The sequence below is a fragment of the Microbacterium yannicii genome, assembly GCF_024055635.1.
In the GTDB taxonomy this organism is placed as follows: domain Bacteria; phylum Actinomycetota; class Actinomycetes; order Actinomycetales; family Microbacteriaceae; genus Microbacterium; species Microbacterium yannicii.
Window position 1 is genome coordinate 164,577 of sequence record NZ_JAMXMB010000003.1, and the last position, 16,242, is coordinate 180,818.

Genomic DNA, 16,242 nt, shown 5'->3' on the forward strand with positions numbered 1-16,242 from the left:
CACCGTGCCCAAGATCCTCATCGTCGGTGGCGGATACGCAGGCTTCTACACGGCCTGGAAGCTCGAGAAGCATCTGCGCAAGGGTGAAGCGGACGTGACGATCGTCGACCCGCTTCCCTACATGACCTATCAGCCGTTCCTCCCCGAGGTCGCCGCCGGTTCGATCGAGGCGCGCCACTCCGTCGTGGCACTGCGTCGTCACCTCAAGCGGACCCATGTGGTCGCCGCCAAGGTGACCGGCATCAACCACGCGGGCAAGGTCGCCACCATCACCCCGATCGCGGGGGAGCCGTACGAGTTCGCCTACGACCAGATCGTGGTCACCGCCGGCGCCGTCTCGCGCACCTTCCCGATCCCGGGCATCGCCGACAACGCGATCGGCCTGAAGACGATCGAAGAGGCCGTCGCGATCCGCGACAAGCTGATGTCGAACTTCGACAAGGCGTCCACTCTTCCCCCGGGGCCCGACCGCGACCGGCTGCTGACCGTCGTGGTGGTCGGCGGTGGCTTCGCCGGCATCGAGGTGTTCGCCGAGCTGCGCTCGCTGGCCTCGTCGCTGGTCAAGAGCTACCCGCAGATCACGTTCGACGACACGCACTTCCACCTCATCGAGGCCATGAGCCGTATCATGCCCGAGGTGTCGCTGAAGACGAGCGAGTGGGTGCTGAAGAACCTGGCCAAGCGGGGCGCCTCGGTGCACCTCGACACGCAGGTCACCGGCGCTGTCGGCGGCAACATCGAGCTCTCCACGGGCGAGACCATCCCCAGCGACCTCATCATCTGGACCGCCGGCGTGATGGCGAACCCCACCGTCGTGCGCGGTGGCGACCTCCCCATCGAGGAGCGCGGTCGCATCCGCACCCGCGCCGACCTGCGGGTGGGCAGCGAGGACGAGATCGTCGAGGGTGCGTGGGCGGCGGGCGACGTGTCGGCCGTGCCCGATCTCACCGGCGGCGGAGTGGGCGGGTACTGCGTCCCGAACGCCCAGCACGCCGTGCGCCAGGCGAAGCTCCTCGCCAAGAACCTCGTCGGCGTGCTGCGCGGCGAGCTGCCGCGGGAGTACTACCACAAGAACCTCGGCGCCGTCGCGGGCCTCGGGCTCTGGGTCGGCGTGTTCCAGTCCGGCAAGCTCGCCCTCACGGGACCGATCGCCTGGCTCGCCCACCGCGGCTACCACGGCCTGGCCATGCCCTCGTGGGAGCGCAAGTGGCGCGTGCTGTGGGGCTGGTGGAACAACTTCTGGCTGGGCCGCGACATGGTGAACCTGTCGACCGTCCAGAACCCCCGCTACGTCTTCGAAGAGTTCGCGGCGCGTCCGCGACCGCCGCAGCCCGTCGAGGCGCCGGCCGAGCCGGCCGCCGCGGCTGCACCGGCGAAGAAGGCTCCCGCGCGCAAGCCCGCCGCGAAGGCCGCCGACGCCGAGAAGGTCGCAGCGAAGTAAGTCCGCAGGATGCCGCAGGCTCGTCTGAGAAGATGAGCCTGCGGCATTCGCGTTCCCCGCGGACGCGATGAGGCCCCCGTAGCCCAACGGCAGAGGCAGGCGACTTAAAATCGCTCGAGTGTGGGTTCGAATCCCACCGGGGGCACCGGCTCCACACCCTCGCGGTGCCCGAGAAGACGCGTTAGCCTGGGCGAAAGCGGTGAAGGGGCCGGACATGGGCGAGAACGACACGGCGCGTCGGCGCACGGACGGTCGGAGCGCGGACGTTCCCCACGCGCAGGAGCAGAAGCAGCCGAAGAGCGGCTGGTGGTGGAAGGTCACCGCGCTGCTGCTCGGTGCCCCTCCGATCGCGGTATACGGCGCCGAGGACGAGGTCGAGCAGGAGCGCGCCGCGAGGGCGAAGGACTGACCCTGTCGGTCGGCCTTCGCACGCCGGCGCACGCTGACGCGACGCGGTCACCGCAGGTGCCCGCGGCGCCTTAGGCTGGTGCGATGCGCACGCACCCGAAGCGAGCCGTATGAGTCTCGATCTGCTGTCCACACCCACGGCGACGAAGCCCTGGGCCCACCCCGCGTCCTACTGGGGTGCCATGACCCATGCGCTCGCAGATATCAGCGGCCCCGTCGCCGCGATCAACGCCGAGGCGCTGCGCTACAACGCCCTCGATCTGGTCGTGCGGGCGGGAGGCGTCCCCATCCGCGTGGCGAGCAAGTCGGTGCGCGTGCGGGAGGTGCTCGATGCCGTGCTGGCACTGCCGGGCTACGCGGGCGTCCTCGCCTTCACCCTCCCCGAGGCGCTGTGGCTCGCCGAGACCATGGACGACATCGTCCTCGGCTACCCGACGGTCGACCGTGCCGCCCTCGCAGCGCTGACGGCCGACGAGAACGCCGCGGCGCGCATCACCCTGATGGTCGATGACCTCGCTCAGCTCGACCTCGTCGACGCGATCGCCGCGCCCGGCGCCCGCGCCGAGATCCGGGTCGCGATCGACGCAGACGCCTCCTGGCGCGCCCCCGCGCTGGGCCACATCGGCGTGCTGCGGTCGCCGGTCTACGAGGTGGCCGAGGTCGCCGCGCTGGCGCGCTCCATCGCCGCGCGCCCGGGTTTCCGGCTCGTCGGCCTGATGATGTACGAAGCCCAGATCGCGGGTCAGGGCGACGCGACGGGATCGGGCGACACGGTGATCCGCTGGATGCAGCGTCGCTCGGCCGCCGAGCTCCTGGACCGCCGCGCCGCGATCGTGTCCGCGCTGCGTGACATCGCCCCCCTCGAGTTCGTCAACGGCGGCGGCACCGGTTCGCTCGAGCTGACGGCATCCGATCAGTCCGTCACCGAGGTCACCGCGGGCAGCGGGCTCCTCGCCGGCCACCTGTTCGACGGCTATCGCGCTTTCGACCCGGCGCCGGCAGCGGCGTTCGCCCTCGAGGTCGTGCGCAAGCCGGCTCCCGACGTCGCCACGGTGCTGGGCGGCGGATGGATCGCATCCGGTCCCGCTCTCGAGTCGCGTCAGCCGCGCGCTGTCGCGCCGGCGGGGCTGCGCATGGCGCCCCGCGAGGGAGCCGGCGAGGTGCAGACGCCCCTGCGGGGCGATGCGGCACGCGACCTGAGGATCGGCGACCGCGTCTGGTTCCGCCACTCCAAGAGCGGCGAGCTCGCCGAGCGCGTCGCCGCGTACCACCTGGTCGACGGCGACGCACGCCTCGGAGAACTCCCGACCTACCGCGGCGAGGGGAAGGCGTTCCTGTGACCCGCCCCGGCGGCGTCTGGCGCAACTGGGGACGGACGGAGTCGGTGCGGCCGCAGCGCGTGGAGTACCCGCCCACGGTCGCGGCCGTCCAGCGGGCGGTGGTCGCCGCGGCAGCCCAGCACATCCCTGTCAAAGCGGTGGGCGCCGGGCACAGCTTCACCGGCATCGCCGTCGCGCCCGGCGCACTCCTGGAGCTCCGCGAGCTCAGCGGCCTCGTCTCGGTCGACGTGGATCGCGGCCGCGCGACGCTGCTCGCCGGCACGCGTCTGCATCGTGTCCCGTCGTTGCTGGCGCCCTTCGGCCTCGCGATGGAGAACCTGGGCGACATCGACCGGCAGTCCATCGCCGGTGCGATCTCCACCGGCACGCACGGCACCGGCGCCCGCTTCGGCGGCATCGCCGCGCAGGTGGTCGGAGCGACTCTCGTCACGGCATCCGGCGATCTCCTCACGGTGAACGAGGAAGAGAACCCTGAGCTGGTCCCCGCGGTCGCTCTGGGGCTCGGTGCGCTCGGCATCCTCGTCGATGTCACTCTCCAGTGCGTCCCCGCCTACGTGCTGCACGCCGTGGAGCAGCCGGAGCCGCTCGAAGACGTCCTGGCGGCGCTCGACGACCGGGTGGCCGGTGCCGATCACTTCGAGTTCTACTGGTTCCCGCACACCGACCGCGCGATGACGAAGACCAACACGCGTCTGCCCGACGGTGCGCCGCGGCATCCGCTCGCCCCCGTGGGCAAGTGGATCGACGACACCCTCGTCGGGAGCGGTCTGCACCAGATCGCGTGCTCGACCGGACGGGCGATCCCCGCACTCGTACCCGCCATCAACCGGGTGTCGGCGAAGGTGTGGGGCGACCGGGAGTTCACGGATGCCTCGGCCCGCGTGTTCGCGACCAGCAGGTCCGTGCGATTCCGCGAGATGGAGTACGCGCTGCCGGCGGCGAACGTGCGTCCCGCGTTCGAGGCGCTCCGCGCGCTCATCGACGATCGCGGCTGGCGGATCGGGTTCCCGGTCGAGGTGCGCTTCGCCGCCGCCGACGACCGCTGGATGTCGACGGCTCACGGTCGCGACGCGGGCTACATCGCCGTGCACCGGTACTGGCGCGAGGACCCGACGGAGTACTTCGAGGCGGTCGAGGAGATCATGCTCGGCTTCGGCGGACGACCCCACTGGGGCAAGATGCACACATTGGGTGCCGCGACGTTCCGTGAGCGGTATCCGCGCTTCGACGACTTCCTGGCGCTGCGCGACCGCCTCGACCCGGAGCGTCTGTTCCGCAATCCCTACCTCGATCGCGTCCTCGGTGGGTAACGGCTGAGAGTCCCGGATCGCCCTCATGCCGGGCGTGCGCGCGTCGGTAGGATGAGGTCACTACCGAACGGAGCCTCCGCACATGGAATGGCTGATCCCAGTCCTTATCGTGGTGGCGCTCGTCGTCATCGTCGGCATCTATCTCTGGGCGACCTACAACTCGCTGGTCCAGCTGAACGTGCGCGTCGACGAGGCGTGGAGCGACATCACCGTCCAGCTCAAGCGTCGAGCCGACCTGCTGCCGAACCTCATCGAGGCCGTCAAGGGATACGCCACGCATGAGAAGGCGGTCTTCGAGCGCGTGACGCAGGCACGCGCCGACACGCTGTCGGCGACGGGCCCCGCGGAGGCGGGCGCCGCCGAAGGACGCATGCAGCAGGCGCTGAAGTCGCTGTTCGCGGTCGCCGAGGCATACCCGCAGCTGCAGGCCAGTCAGAACTTCCTCCAGCTGCAGCAGTCGATCGTCGACACCGAGGACAAGGTCCAGGCCTCCCGCCGCTTCTACAACGGCGGGGTGCGTGAGCTGAACACCAAGATCAAGGTGTTCCCGAACAACATGTTCGCGCGCAACCTGGGCTTCCACGAGCGCGAGTTCTTCGAAGTGATCGACGGCGCCGCGATCTCGGAGCCGCCGCGCGTGCAGTTCTGACGCGCCCCGCTCGGGTGTCGGCGTCGGGCGGTAGCGTCGAAGCGTGGCAGTCCGGCTGACTCGTGACGACGCGCGTCGCCTCGCGGTGCGCGCGCAGCTCCTGACGGGGGAGCGGCCTGCAGGCATCGTCGAGACGATCGACGCGCTGACCATCGTGAACATCGAGCCCACGGCCGCGGTCGCGCCGAGCGCCGACCTGATTCTGTGGAGCCGGCTCGGCTGGCCCTATCAGCCGGCCGACCTCATGCGCCTCGTCGAGGAGGACCGCGCGGTGTTCGAGTGGGGCGGGTTCTACCGGGCCATGACCGACCTGCCGCTGCTGCTTCCCGAGATGCGGCAGCGCCCCCAGTCGGCGCAGGCCCGGGAGTGGCTGGCGGCGAACGAGGTGTTCCGGCGCGAGGTGATGGCGCGGCTCCGCGCGGAGGGTCCCCTGCGGGCCTCCGACATCCCCGACGCGGCCCAGGTGTCGTGGCGCTCGTCGGGGTGGACGAACAACCGCAACTCGATGCAGCTGCTGGAGATGCTCGTCCTGTGCGGCGACGTTGCCATCTCGTCGAGGGATGCCGCCGGACGGCTGTTCGACGTCGCGGACCGCGTGTATCCGGCCGATGTGCCGATCCTCAGCGATGAGGAGGCTGCACGAGAGCGGGCGGAGCGACGGCTGACGTCGCTTGGCATCGCGCGGACGAAAGGCATCGCCCAGCCGCTGGAGCCGGTGGACGTCGGCGAGATCGGCGAGGAGGCCGTGGTCGACGGCGCGGAAGGCCGCTGGCGCGTCGACGCCGATGCGCTCGCGCGCCTCGACGACGTCGCGCCGCGCACTGCGCTGCTGTCGCCCTTCGATCGGCTGGTGTTCGACCGCCGGCGGCTGGAGGAGATCTTCGGGTACGAGTACCTGCTCGAGATGTACAAGCCGGCCGCACAGCGGCGGTGGGGCTACTTCGCCCTGCCGATCCTGCACGGTGATCGGTTCGTCGGAAAGCTCGACGCGAAGAGCGACCGCAAGGCGGGTGTCCTCCGGGTGCACGCCGTCCACGAGGACGAGCCGTTCAGCGACGAGGTCCGCCGGGCGGTGGATGCCGAGATCCAGGAGCTCGGTCGCTGGCTCGGCCTCGAGGTCGTCGGCGCGCCCGCACCCTGATGCCCAGGGAGTTCCTGCCTGGGCGTTCGCGTGCCCGCGCCTTCGTCAGCTCGCGAGTTCCTCGACGGAGCCGGGCTCCTCGGCCGCGAGGGCGATGGGCTCGGCAGGTCCGGCCTCGTGGCGGGATGCCTCCGGCATCGCGAATGCGAGATCGTCGACGGCGTCGCCCCAGGACGAGATCGACACGGACTCGAGTCCCTGCCAGCTCGCGGCGAGCCGCAGCTCGTCGGCGAGCCGGGGCGCGGCATCCGCCGGAGCGCCCGGCTCCCACCAGGCGGACTGCACCCGCAGGGTCGAGGTGGCGCGGTCGGCCTTGAGATCGACGCGGCCGACCACGTCGTCGTCGATGAGGACGGGCAGGGAGTAGTAGCCGAACCGTCGCCGTGGGGCGGGGGTATAGATCTCGATGCGGTACTCGAAGTCGAAGAGACGCTCGGCACGATCACGGAACCACACGACCGGGTCGAAGGGCGTGAGGATCGCCGCGGCGCGGATGCGGCGCGGTACGGCAGCCTCGCTGTGCAGCCACGCCTTGGCCGGCCGGCCGGCGCTGGTCCAGCCCTCCACGGTGACGGGGTGCAGCTCGCCTGCGTCTGCGAGGTCGTCGAGCGCGGCCGTGACCGCCTTGCGGTCGGCGATCCGCCAGTAGTCCGCGATGTCGGCAGCTGTGGCGACCCCGTATGCGCGCGTCGCGCGCCGCACCAGCTCCCGGACGGCCTCCTCCCGCGGCACCGGTGCATCGAGCACCTCGCGCGGGATGACGTGCTCGGCGAGTCCGTAGCGACGCTCGAAGCCGCGACGCCCGGCGATCGCGACCTCGCCGAACAGCCACAGGCGCTCCAGCGCCTGCTTCACGACGTCCCAGTCCCACCACGGCCCGCGTGCCCTCTTCTCGGCGTCGCGCTCTATCTGCGCAGGGCGCAGCGGCCCTCGTTCGGCCAGTTCCGCCCGCACCCAGTCGACGGTGTCGCGATGGGCGGCGTACCAGCCGTCGGGCGCGGTTCCTCCGTACTTCGCCCGCATCGCTCGCATGCGGAAGTCGAACAGCGCCCAGTCGGCGGCGGGGATGAAGGCGGCGACGTGTGCCCAGTACTCCACGTAGGGCGGGCGCCCCGAGAACAGCAGACGATCGAGGGCGGCGGTGTCGTAGGCGCCGACCCTCGAAAACAGCGGCATGTAATGCGATCTGGCGAAGACGTTGACCGAGTCGATCTGCAGCGTCGCCATCCGTCCCAGCGCGCCGTTGAGCTGCCGCGTCCCGGCGTTCTCCGGCCGGGGGCGGGCGAATCCCTGGGCGGCGAGCGCGATTCGGCGCGCTTCGGCGGCACTGAGCGAGGACTTCACGCGCGTCAGCCTAGCCAGCGGCTCCGACATCTCGTCCGGCACCGGATGCCGCATCCCGCCCCATACGCGGCACGGCTGGTCTTCATGACCGGTGCGGAATGCGGCGCGCCTAGACTGGGCGAATGAGCACTGGGCGTACGAGCGGCTCCGATGACAAGCCCCGCGGCTCGCTCTTCGATGCGGTCCGCGACCGCAGCCGGGTGGTCTCGACCGAGACGTCGGCCGCCGTGCCCCGCGGCCTCCGCATCGCCACCGCCTACTCGTGGCGAGTGATCGTGGTCGCCGCGGCGATCGGCATCCTGGTGTGGCTGGTCATCCAGCTCAAGCTCCTCGTGATCCCTCTCCTGATCGCGATCCTGATCACGGCACTGCTGTGGCCCGCGTTCGCGTGGATGCTGCGCCGCCGGGTTCCCCGCTGGCTCGCCATCGTGATCTCCGTCGTCGGCACGCTGGCGATCGTGACCGGGCTGCTCTGGCTCGTGGTGTGGCAGATCATGCAGCAGTGGGACTCCGTGCAGGCCAGCACGGTCGCCGCCATCGACCAGTTCCGGCAGTACCTCATCGACGGCCCGCTCCACCTGAGCTCCGAGCAGATCGACGACCTGCTGGATCAAGGCTGGGCCTTCATCCAGGAGCAGGCCGAGCTGCTGTGGTCGGGGGCGCTCGCAATCGGCTCCACCATCGGGCACGTCGTGACCGGTGCGGTGCTCGCGTTCTTCATCCTGCTGTGCCTGCTCGCCGACGGGGCGGGCATCTGGCGATGGACGCTGCGGCTCTTCCCGAAGAAGGCACGTCCCGCGGCCGACGGCGCCGGCCGCGCGGGCTGGATCACCGTCGTCAACTACGCACGCACCCAGCTGCTCGTCGCGACGATCGACGCCATCGGCATCGGCGCCGGCGCCGCCCTCCTCGGTGTGCCGCTGGCCATCCCCGTCGCCGTCCTCGTCTTCCTCGGCGCGTTCGTCCCGATCGTCGGTGCCGTGGTGACCGGCGCCGTGGCGGTGTTCCTGGCACTCGTCTACAACGGCCCCTGGATCGCACTGTGGATGCTCGTCGTCGTCCTGGGAGTCCAGCAGCTCGAGGGCCACGTCCTCCAGCCGCTGCTCATGGGATCCGCCGTCAAGGTGCACCCGCTCGCAGTGGTGCTCGTCGTGGCGGGCGGCGCCATGATCGCCGGCATCCCCGGCGCGCTCTTCGCCGTCCCGCTCGCGGCATTCGTCAACGTCGTCGCCGTCTATCTCGCCGAACGGGCCTGGGAGACCGGAAGGAAACCCTCCGGCGATCTCATCTGGAGCACCGTTCCGCGGCAGAGGAGAGTCCGCCCGTGACCACTGCCATGTCCTCCGCAGGCCCGTCTCGGCCAGCACCCGCCGACGAGGCGGTGCCGCCCGCCTCTGCGGTGCCGACGCTCGCTGATTTCGCGGATGCCGCGGCCACCCTCGAGGGCGTCATCACCCGCACGCCGCTCGACGAGTCCCAGCATCTGTCGGACGTCCTCGGCGTGCCGGTGCATCTCAAGCTCGAGAACCTGCAGCGCACCGGCTCGTTCAAGATCCGAGGCGCGACGTACCGCCTGTCGAGGCTGACCGCCGAGGAGCGCGCGCGCGGTGTCGTCGCGGCGTCGGCCGGCAACCACGCGCAGGGCGTGGCCCTCGCTGCCAAGGCCCTCGGCATCCGCGCCACCATCTTCATGCCGCTCGGCGTGCCCGTGCCCAAGCTGCTCGCCACCCGCGGCTACGGCGCCGACGTCGTGCTCGAGGGGGCGACGGTCGAGACCCCGCTGCGGCTGGCCGCCGAGTTCGCCGAGCGGACCGGCGCCGTCTTCATCCACCCGTTCGACCACCACGACGTCATCGCGGGGCAGGGCACGCTGGGGCTGGAGCTCATGGACGAGCTGCCCGACCTCGACACGATCGTGCTGGGGATCGGCGGCGGAGGACTCATCGCCGGCGTCGCCGCGGCCGTGAAGGCCCGTGCCGCCGCCGAGGGCCGCACGGTGCGGGTGATCGGGGTGCAGGCGGCGAACTCGGCCGCCTATCCGGCATCGCTCGAGGCGGGGCATCCGCTCGAGATCGCGACCCTGCCCACCATCGCCGACGGCATCGCCGTGGCTCGGCCAGGCGATCTGCCGTTCGAGATCATCCGGGATCTGGTGGACGAGGTGGTCACCGTCAGCGAGGACGACATCGCTCGCGCCCTGCTCGTGCTGCTGGAGCGCGCGAAGCAGGTCGTCGAGCCGGCGGGCGCGGTGGGGGTCGCAGCGATCCTCGCCGGCAAGATCGTCGCGGCGGGGCCGACCGTGACCGTCCTGTCGGGCGGCAACATCGACCCCCTGCTGCTGCAGCGCGTCGTCGCACACGGGCTGTCGGCGTCCGGCCGGTACATGACTCTGCGCATCCCGCTGCCCGACCGTCCTGGTCAGCTCGCGCAGGTGTCGGAGCTGCTGGCCATCGCCGGGGCGAACGTCATCGAGGTGCTGCACACCCGCCACGGTCAGGGACTGCAGATCAGCGAAGTGATCCTGCAGCTCAGCGTCGAGACGCGCGGCGAGGAGCACCGCGCACACGTCATCTCGGTGCTGGAGGGCGCGGGCTACGCGCCGACCGTCGTCGCCGACTGAGGCGTCCGCGAGGGCGCCGCAGCGACGGCGTCACTGACCGTTGTAGGTCTCGACCTTGACGATCTCGACGGAGATCTCGCGCCCGTTCGGGGCGGTGTACGACGTCTTCTCGCCCTCCTTGCGGCCGAGGATCGATGTGCCCAGCGGAGATGCCTCGCTGTACACGTCGAGTTCGGAGCCGACGGCGATCTCGCGGTTGCCGAGGAGGAACACTTCTTCGCCGCCGGCGATGATCGCCGTGATGACGGTGCCGGGCTCGACCACGCCGGTGCTCTGCGGAGCCTCGCTCACCGTGGCGGTCTTCAGCAGATGCTGGAGGGTGCGGATGCGGGCCTCCTGCTTGCCCTGCTCGTCCTTGGCGGCGTGATAGCCGCCGTTCTCCTTGAGGTCGCCTTCTTCGCGCGCGGCCTCGATGCGCTTCGCGATCTCCTCGCGGCCGGTCGTCGAGAGGTGCTCGAGCTCGGCGGCCAGGCGGTCGTAGGCGTCCTGGGTGAGGAAGGTCACGGGGGCGTCGGTGGACACGGCTGACTCCTTCGTTGGGCCCGGCGCTGCGCGGCACGGGCATAAACCGAACGCCCTGGCTCACGGCCAGGGCGCGATTCGACTGATGTGCAGCCAGACTACGTCACTGCGCCGACGGGGACAAAACCCAGCAGGAGTTCACGAAACCGGTCGTCGCAAGCGCGGTGGTGGGGATGACCTCGCGGAACGCGCGGGCGTGCAGCTCGGATGCCGGAAGCTCGACCACGCGCCAGCCCACCACGCCGTGCTGCTCGTCCTGCGCCTCGATCGCGCAGGCCACGGCCGAGCCCGGGGGAGAGGTGATCTGGAATCCGAGCGTCACCGAGTGCTCGTCCGCCACGTCGAACGAGGTGGTGTCGGAGTCCACCGCGTCGAGCGCATTCTGCACGGTGAACCAGCCGAAGAGGGCGATGACGCCCACCGCCACGAGCACGCCCGCCCCGATCGCCCAGCGACGTGCCGGCGAACGACCTCGACCGTAGCGCTCGTCGAGCATGTCCTGCGTGGTCACGCCGCTCCCTGACGTCTCATCGGCCCGGATGGGAAAGATTAGGCTGGAAGTCCAGGCTATGCGCTCGCGCGCACCCCCGACGACACCGCCCGCCTCGCGGGCAGAGCGAGGACCCCATGCAGCACGCGATCGCCGTGATCCTCAGCGCCGCGACGACGCCGAGTCCGACGCCGACGCCGTCCACGGTCGACCCCGACATCGTGACCCCCGGCGTGGTGGGCTTCGTGGTCACCGCCCTGATCGCGATCGCCGTGATCCTGCTGGTGTGGGACATGATGCGGCGCATCCGGCGCGGGCGCGTGCGGGCCGACATCCAGGAGGAGCTGGATGCCGAGGAGCAGGCGGCGCGGGCGATGGAGGCCACGGAAGTCGACGACGAGAGCATCGACCCCGCCGACGACGACACGCGCGGCGACGTGCCTGGACGCTGACGCGGATGCGAGCGGATGCCGCGGTCCGCGGCATCCGCCATCAGCCGGGCAGGCCGAGCGACGGCGACAGCGGGTCGAGCGCGATCAGCAGGCACGCCGTCCAATGGCACAGGAAGGCGAGCACCGTGCAGACGTGGAAGATCTCGTGGAAGCCGAAATGGCCGGGCCACGGGTTGGGCCGCTTGAGCGCGTAGACGATCGCGCCGCCGGTGTAGAGCAGGCCGCCGACCGCGACGAGGATCATCATGGCCGGGTTGGCCTCGAAGAGGTCGACGAGGTACATGACCGCTGCCCAGCCGAGCGCGAGATACAGCGCGACGTAGAGCCAGCGCGGCGCGTTGATCCAGAAGACGCGGAACAGGATGCCGACCAGGGCCCCGCTCCACACCAGCACGAGCAGCAGAGCGCCCTGCTGGGGCGGGAGGGCGAGCGTCGCGATCGGCGTGTAGGTGCCGGCGATCAGCAGCAGGATGTTGGCGTGGTCGATCCGCTTGAGGATCGCCTTGGTCTTCGGCTTCCAGTTGAAGCGGTGGTACAGCGCCGAGTTGCCGAACAGCAGCAGCGACGTCGCCATGAAGACGGCGCAGGCCCACTTGGCGGGCGCGCCCTGGGCCACCGCGATCAGCACGATGCCCGCGACGATGGCGACAGGGAAGGTGGCCGCGTGGATCCAACCGCGCCAGGTGGGCTTGATCTCGGGGTTCGCGGCATCGACGGCCGCGGCGTCCATCAGGGGCAGCACGGGGACCTCGGGGGCCCGGGGGGCACTGCGACGACGGCTCATCCCCTCAGCGTAGAGGGCGCGACATGCCGGCCGCGGAACATAGCCGATCGTGCGGATGCCGCACCCGGCGCACGCTAGGGAGGGTGGCGCACGCGGGGTAGCGTAGGCGTGTGGCGCGCGGCGAGACGAACGAGGGCAGAGGACCCCTCTACCGGCTCTACATCAACCGCCTGCGCCGACGGCTCGATCCTGCCGCGGTGCCCCGGCACCTCGCGATGATGATCGACGGCAATCGCCGCTGGGCCAAGCAGCTCGGCTACGACTCGGCCGCGCACGGCCACCGCGCGGGCGCCGCGAAGATGAAGGAGTTCCTCCGCTGGTGCGACGACGTCGGCATCCGCGTCGTGTCGCTGTATCTCCTCTCCAATGACAACCTGCGCAAGCGCGACTCCCGGGAACTGTCGGACCTGATCGAGATCATCGCGGAGCTCGCCGACGAGCTCTCGCACGAGCGCGACTGGCGGGTGAAGCACGTCGGCCGTGCCGACGCGCTGCCCGGCGACCTCGCGAGGGTGCTCGCCGACGTCGAGGCGCGCACCAAGGGCAACACCGGCATGCACGTGAACCTCGCGGTGGGCTATGGCGGGCGCGGCGAGATCGTGGACGCCGTGCGCAGCATCATCGCACAGCACGACGAGCAGGGCGGGTCGCTGGAGGAGCTCGCCGCGAGCCTCACCCCCGAGCAGATCGGCGAGCACCTCTACACCGGCGGACAGCCGGACCCCGACCTCGTGATCCGCACGTCCGGAGAGCAGCGGCTGAGCGACTTCCTGCTCTGGCAGTCGGCGCACTCCGAGTTCTATTTCGTCGAGGCGCTCGGGCCGGATCTACGTGAGGTGGACTTCCTGCGGGCCATCCGCGACTTCACGTCGCGGGAGCGCCGTTTCGGCGGCTGAGCCGTCCGTCGCCTCCACGCCCGCCGCTCTGCCAGAATGATCGGCGTGACCGATCTGGATTCTTATCTGGCGTCGTTCGATGGGGAACCGGGGTATCTGGATTGGGCCGCGTTCGGCCCGCTCTCTCCGGCGGTCCGCAGCGAGGCGCAGGGCGACACCGAGCTGCTGGGCTCCGGCCGGCCCACGAGCATCGACCTGGTCGCGGATCACCTGCGTGAGGCTCGGGAACTCGTCGCCGAGCTGATCGGAACGGATGCCGAGCACGTCGTGCTGCAGCCGTCCACCACCTACGGGCTCATGCACGCCATCTACGGCCTCGCAGGCGGACTCATGCTGGGTCGAGGCGAGTTCCCGAGCCTCACCGTCGCGGCGACCCGGGCGTCAGAGGCGTTCGGATCAATGCAGCTGCAGTGGGTGGAGCCGGCCGACGGCTTCATGACCCCCGACGCCGTGCGGTCCGCGCTCTCCGATGAGACGAGAGCTGTCGCGGTCAGCCTCGTCGACTTCCGGACCGGCTACCGCACCGACCTGTCGGCACTGCGCGAAGTCATCGGCGACCGCCTCCTCATCGTCGACGCCATCCAGGGCTTCGGCATGGTGGAGGCCGACTATCTGGCGGCCGATGTCGTGTGCGGCCACGGGTACAAGTGGCTGCGCGCGGGCCGGGGCACCGGGTTCGCCTGGTTCGGCGACCGCGCGCTCGAGCGCATCGCGCCGGTGCTCTCGGGATTCCGCGGGGTCGACGGCGATCTGCCGGTCGACGCCGTGCCGGCGCCCTCCGCATCCGCGCAGGCGTTCTCGGTCTCCGGCGTCGACACGCTCGCCGCCGCGCGGCTCGCGACGGCCCTGCGCGAGGTCGTCGACGTCGGCGTCGCGCAGATCGAGTCGGTGCTCTCGGCACGCGCGACCGACGTGATGTTCTACGCCGACCGCTACGACGTACCGGTGGTCACGCCGCGCGAGACCGAGCGTCGCGCCGGCATCGTCACGCTCGAGCCCGCGCCGCAGGACGCCGCGCCGCTGGCGGCGTCGCTCGCCAACCACGGTCTCACGGTCACCACGCGGGCCGGCCGCATCCGCGTCGCACCGCACGTCGGCACCGGCGCCGACACGCTGCGGCTGTTCGGCGACGCACTCGCCGCGTTCTCGTCGACGCGCGTCTGGTGACCGACCGGCCGCGAGGACGCGGGCTCGCCGGTGAAGGCCGGCGGCGACTCGGCGGCGGTTCGCAGCATCCGTTCATCCAAACGTCACACGATTGCCGCGTGTCGGGCGCGCGCGATGTCGGCGGGCGGACGTAGCGTGAGCGCATCGGGCAAGGAGCCCGGTCGAGTCGGCCTCACGGATCGCGACTTCACGATCTACGACTCGGTACCCTGGTCGACTCGTGACTGCCGGGTGAACCACCCGGGGCGGGAGTGGGTTGTGACCACACGAGCACCACACGAGCAGCGCAGTCAGGATCTCGAGCAGATCGCAGCATCCGACCAGGACCTGCGCACCTACGTTCTGGACACATCGGTGCTGCTCAGCGATCCACGGGCGTTCTTCCGTTTCGCCGAGCACAGCGTCGTGATCCCCGTCGTGGTGATCACGGAGCTCGAAGGCAAGCGGCACGACCCTGAGATCGGCTATTTCGCCCGGCAGGCGCTGCGCCACCTCGACGAACTCCGCGTCGAGCACGGCCGGCTCGACTTCCCAGTCCCGGTGGGTGAGGGAGGCACGCTGCGGGTCGAGCTCAACAACACCGACTCGACGGTGCTGCCTTCAGGCATGCGGCTGGGCGACAACGACAGCCGCATCCTTGCCATCGCGATGAACCTCGCCCAGGACGGGCAGGAGGTCACGGTGGTCTCGAAAGACCTCCCCATGCGCGTCAAGGCCGCATCGCTCGGCATCACCGCCGAGGAGTACCTTGCGGAGCAGGCGGTCGACTCAGGTTGGACCGGCATCTCCGACATCGACGTGTCGGGCGACGACATCAGCGATCTCTACGAGAGCGAGGTCGCGGTCAGCGAGGACGTCCGCGGGTTGCCCGTGAACACCGGACTGATCGTCCACTCCGAACGCGGATCGGCACTCGGGCGGGTCATCGGAGACGGGGAGTTCCGCCTGGTGCGCGGTGACCGGGAGGTCTTCGGACTGCACGGGCGCTCTGCGGAACAGCGCATCGCCATCGATCTCCTCCTCGACCCCGAGGTGGGCATCGTCTCACTCGGCGGACGCGCCGGAACGGGCAAGTCGGCGCTCGCTCTGTGCGCCGCGCTGGAAGCGGTGCTGGAACGGCAGCAGCAGCGGAAGATCATCGTGTTCCGCCCGCTCTTCGCTGTGGGCGGGCAGGAGCTCGGGTACCTCCCCGGTGACCAGCAGGAGAAGATGAATCCGTGGGGTCAGGCGGTGTTCGACACGCTCGGCTCCGTCGTGTCGGGCAACGTGCTCGACGAAGTCATCGAGCGGGGCCTCCTCGAGGTGCTGCCGCTGACGCACATCCGCGGCCGCTCGCTGCACGACGCCTTCGTGATCGTGGACGAGGCGCAGTCGCTCGAGCGCAACGTCCTGCTGACGGTGCTGAGCCGGATCGGCCAGGGATCCCGCGTCGTGCTCACGCACGACGTCGGCCAGCGCGACAATCTGCGCGTCGGGCGGCACGACGGTGTCGCGTCCGTGATCGAGACCTTGAAGGGGCACTCGCTGTTCGGGCACGTCACGCTCGTGCGCTCCGAGCGGTCCGCGATCGCAGCCCTCGTCACCGACCTGCTGGAGGCGGGGGAGCTCGCCTGAGCCCGAAGGTCGCCTGAAGCGCAGTCGCACGTAGCCTGCGCGGCGGGCCGGGATGCGGCATCCC

The 16,242-nt window shown here is 70.5% G+C and carries 16 protein-coding genes and 1 tRNA gene; 13 read left to right on the forward strand and 4 right to left on the reverse strand.

Annotation, left to right across the window (positions count from 1 at the left end; all coding sequences use genetic code 11):
* Positions 1-4: 4 nt before the first annotated feature.
* From NCG93_RS01045 to NCG93_RS01075, 7 genes are all read left to right on the forward strand, one after another.
* A complete protein-coding gene (locus NCG93_RS01045) occupies positions 5-1,441 on the forward strand; it encodes an NAD(P)/FAD-dependent oxidoreductase (RefSeq protein ID WP_194413825.1) in 1,437 nt (478 codons plus the stop codon).
* Positions 1,442-1,513: 72 nt separating this feature from the next.
* Positions 1,514-1,586, forward strand: a tRNA-Leu gene (locus NCG93_RS01050).
* Positions 1,587-1,655: 69 nt separating this feature from the next.
* Positions 1,656-1,850: a hypothetical protein gene (locus tag NCG93_RS01055; protein ID WP_194413588.1), complete on the forward strand. Its 195-nt coding sequence runs from the start codon at positions 1,656-1,658 to the stop codon at positions 1,848-1,850.
* 109 nt (positions 1,851-1,959) lie between these two features.
* On the forward strand, positions 1,960-3,189 hold the full coding sequence (locus NCG93_RS01060; protein WP_194413589.1) for an alanine racemase: 1,230 nt from the start codon (positions 1,960-1,962) through the stop codon (positions 3,187-3,189).
* The gene (locus NCG93_RS01065; RefSeq protein ID WP_194413590.1) at positions 3,186-4,499 is read left to right on the forward strand and encodes a D-arabinono-1,4-lactone oxidase; all 1,314 of its coding nucleotides are present in this window, start codon (positions 3,186-3,188) and stop codon (positions 4,497-4,499) included. The genes NCG93_RS01060 and NCG93_RS01065 overlap by 4 nt, the downstream gene beginning before the upstream one ends.
* 82 nt (positions 4,500-4,581) lie before the next feature.
* On the forward strand, positions 4,582-5,148 hold the full coding sequence (locus NCG93_RS01070; RefSeq protein WP_194413591.1) for a LemA family protein: 567 nt from the start codon (positions 4,582-4,584) through the stop codon (positions 5,146-5,148).
* 43 nt (positions 5,149-5,191) lie between these two features.
* Positions 5,192-6,289, forward strand: coding sequence for a DNA glycosylase AlkZ-like family protein (locus NCG93_RS01075; RefSeq protein WP_194413592.1), 1,098 nt, complete (start codon positions 5,192-5,194; stop codon positions 6,287-6,289).
* Between the two features lie 45 nt (positions 6,290-6,334).
* Here NCG93_RS01075 and NCG93_RS01080 read toward each other — a convergent pair whose 3' ends face one another.
* Entirely contained in the window at positions 6,335-7,633 is a 1,299-nt protein-coding gene (locus NCG93_RS01080) for a winged helix-turn-helix domain-containing protein (RefSeq protein WP_194413593.1), read from the reverse strand.
* A gap of 122 nt (positions 7,634-7,755) precedes the next feature.
* Between NCG93_RS01080 and NCG93_RS01085 the strand changes: the two genes are divergently transcribed.
* Both NCG93_RS01085 and ilvA read left to right on the forward strand, forming a co-directional pair.
* The gene (locus NCG93_RS01085) at positions 7,756-8,961 is read left to right on the forward strand and encodes an AI-2E family transporter (protein ID WP_194413594.1); all 1,206 of its coding nucleotides are present in this window, start codon (positions 7,756-7,758) and stop codon (positions 8,959-8,961) included.
* Between the two features lie 8 nt (positions 8,962-8,969).
* A complete protein-coding gene (ilvA, locus tag NCG93_RS01090) occupies positions 8,970-10,253 on the forward strand; it encodes a threonine ammonia-lyase (RefSeq protein ID WP_194413826.1) in 1,284 nt (427 codons plus the stop codon).
* Between the two features lie 30 nt (positions 10,254-10,283).
* On the opposite strand, the gene greA is transcribed toward ilvA, so the two are convergent.
* Together greA and NCG93_RS01100 are read right to left on the reverse strand one after the other, a co-directional pair.
* On the reverse strand, positions 10,284-10,775 hold the full coding sequence (greA, locus tag NCG93_RS01095) for a transcription elongation factor GreA (RefSeq protein WP_194413595.1): 492 nt from the start codon (positions 10,773-10,775) through the stop codon (positions 10,284-10,286).
* Between the two features lie 103 nt (positions 10,776-10,878).
* Positions 10,879-11,286: a DUF4307 domain-containing protein gene (locus NCG93_RS01100; protein WP_194413596.1), complete on the reverse strand. Its 408-nt coding sequence runs from the start codon at positions 11,284-11,286 to the stop codon at positions 10,879-10,881.
* 116 nt (positions 11,287-11,402) lie between these two features.
* Between NCG93_RS01100 and NCG93_RS01105 the strand changes: the two genes are divergently transcribed.
* The gene (locus NCG93_RS01105; protein WP_194413597.1) at positions 11,403-11,717 is read left to right on the forward strand and encodes a hypothetical protein; all 315 of its coding nucleotides are present in this window, start codon (positions 11,403-11,405) and stop codon (positions 11,715-11,717) included.
* 40 nt (positions 11,718-11,757) lie between these two features.
* Here the strand turns inward: NCG93_RS01105 and trhA are convergent, their stop codons facing one another.
* A complete protein-coding gene (gene trhA, locus NCG93_RS01110; protein ID WP_194413598.1) occupies positions 11,758-12,501 on the reverse strand; it encodes a PAQR family membrane homeostasis protein TrhA in 744 nt (247 codons plus the stop codon).
* A 110-nt stretch (positions 12,502-12,611) separates the two neighbouring features.
* Here trhA and NCG93_RS01115 point away from each other — a divergent pair, with 110 nt between their 5' ends.
* The 3 genes from NCG93_RS01115 to phoH2 all read left to right on the forward strand — a co-directional run bounded on the left by NCG93_RS01115 (position 12,612) and on the right by phoH2 (position 16,178).
* The gene (locus NCG93_RS01115) at positions 12,612-13,397 is read left to right on the forward strand and encodes an isoprenyl transferase (RefSeq protein WP_194413599.1); all 786 of its coding nucleotides are present in this window, start codon (positions 12,612-12,614) and stop codon (positions 13,395-13,397) included.
* A gap of 36 nt (positions 13,398-13,433) precedes the next feature.
* Positions 13,434-14,564, forward strand: a complete 1,131-nt coding sequence (locus tag NCG93_RS01120) for an aminotransferase class V-fold PLP-dependent enzyme (RefSeq protein ID WP_194413600.1) — start codon at positions 13,434-13,436, stop codon at positions 14,562-14,564.
* A gap of 258 nt (positions 14,565-14,822) precedes the next feature.
* Positions 14,823-16,178 carry an RNA 5'-3' helicase PhoH2 gene (gene phoH2 / locus NCG93_RS01125; protein ID WP_194413601.1) on the forward strand — a complete coding sequence of 452 codons (1,356 nt, stop codon included), beginning with the start codon at positions 14,823-14,825 and terminating at the stop codon, positions 16,176-16,178.
* Positions 16,179-16,242: the final 64 nt, after the last annotated feature.

Coding starts and splice junctions, on each gene's coding strand:
- NCG93_RS01055 (WP_194413588.1), top strand. CDS start 1,656: ATGGGCGAGAACGACACGGCGCGTCGGCGCACGGACGGTCGGAGCGCG.
- NCG93_RS01060 (WP_194413589.1), top strand. CDS start 1,960: ATGAGTCTCGATCTGCTGTCCACACCCACGGCGACGAAGCCCTGGGCC.
- NCG93_RS01070 (WP_194413591.1), top strand. CDS start 4,582: ATGGAATGGCTGATCCCAGTCCTTATCGTGGTGGCGCTCGTCGTCATC.
- NCG93_RS01085 (WP_194413594.1), top strand. CDS start 7,756: ATGAGCACTGGGCGTACGAGCGGCTCCGATGACAAGCCCCGCGGCTCG.
- ilvA (WP_194413826.1), top strand. CDS start 8,970: ATGTCCTCCGCAGGCCCGTCTCGGCCAGCACCCGCCGACGAGGCGGTG.
- NCG93_RS01105 (WP_194413597.1), top strand. CDS start 11,403: ATGCAGCACGCGATCGCCGTGATCCTCAGCGCCGCGACGACGCCGAGT.
- trhA (WP_194413598.1), bottom strand. CDS start 12,501: ATGAGCCGTCGTCGCAGTGCCCCCCGGGCCCCCGAGGTCCCCGTGCTG.
- NCG93_RS01120 (WP_194413600.1), top strand. CDS start 13,434: ATGATCGGCGTGACCGATCTGGATTCTTATCTGGCGTCGTTCGATGGG.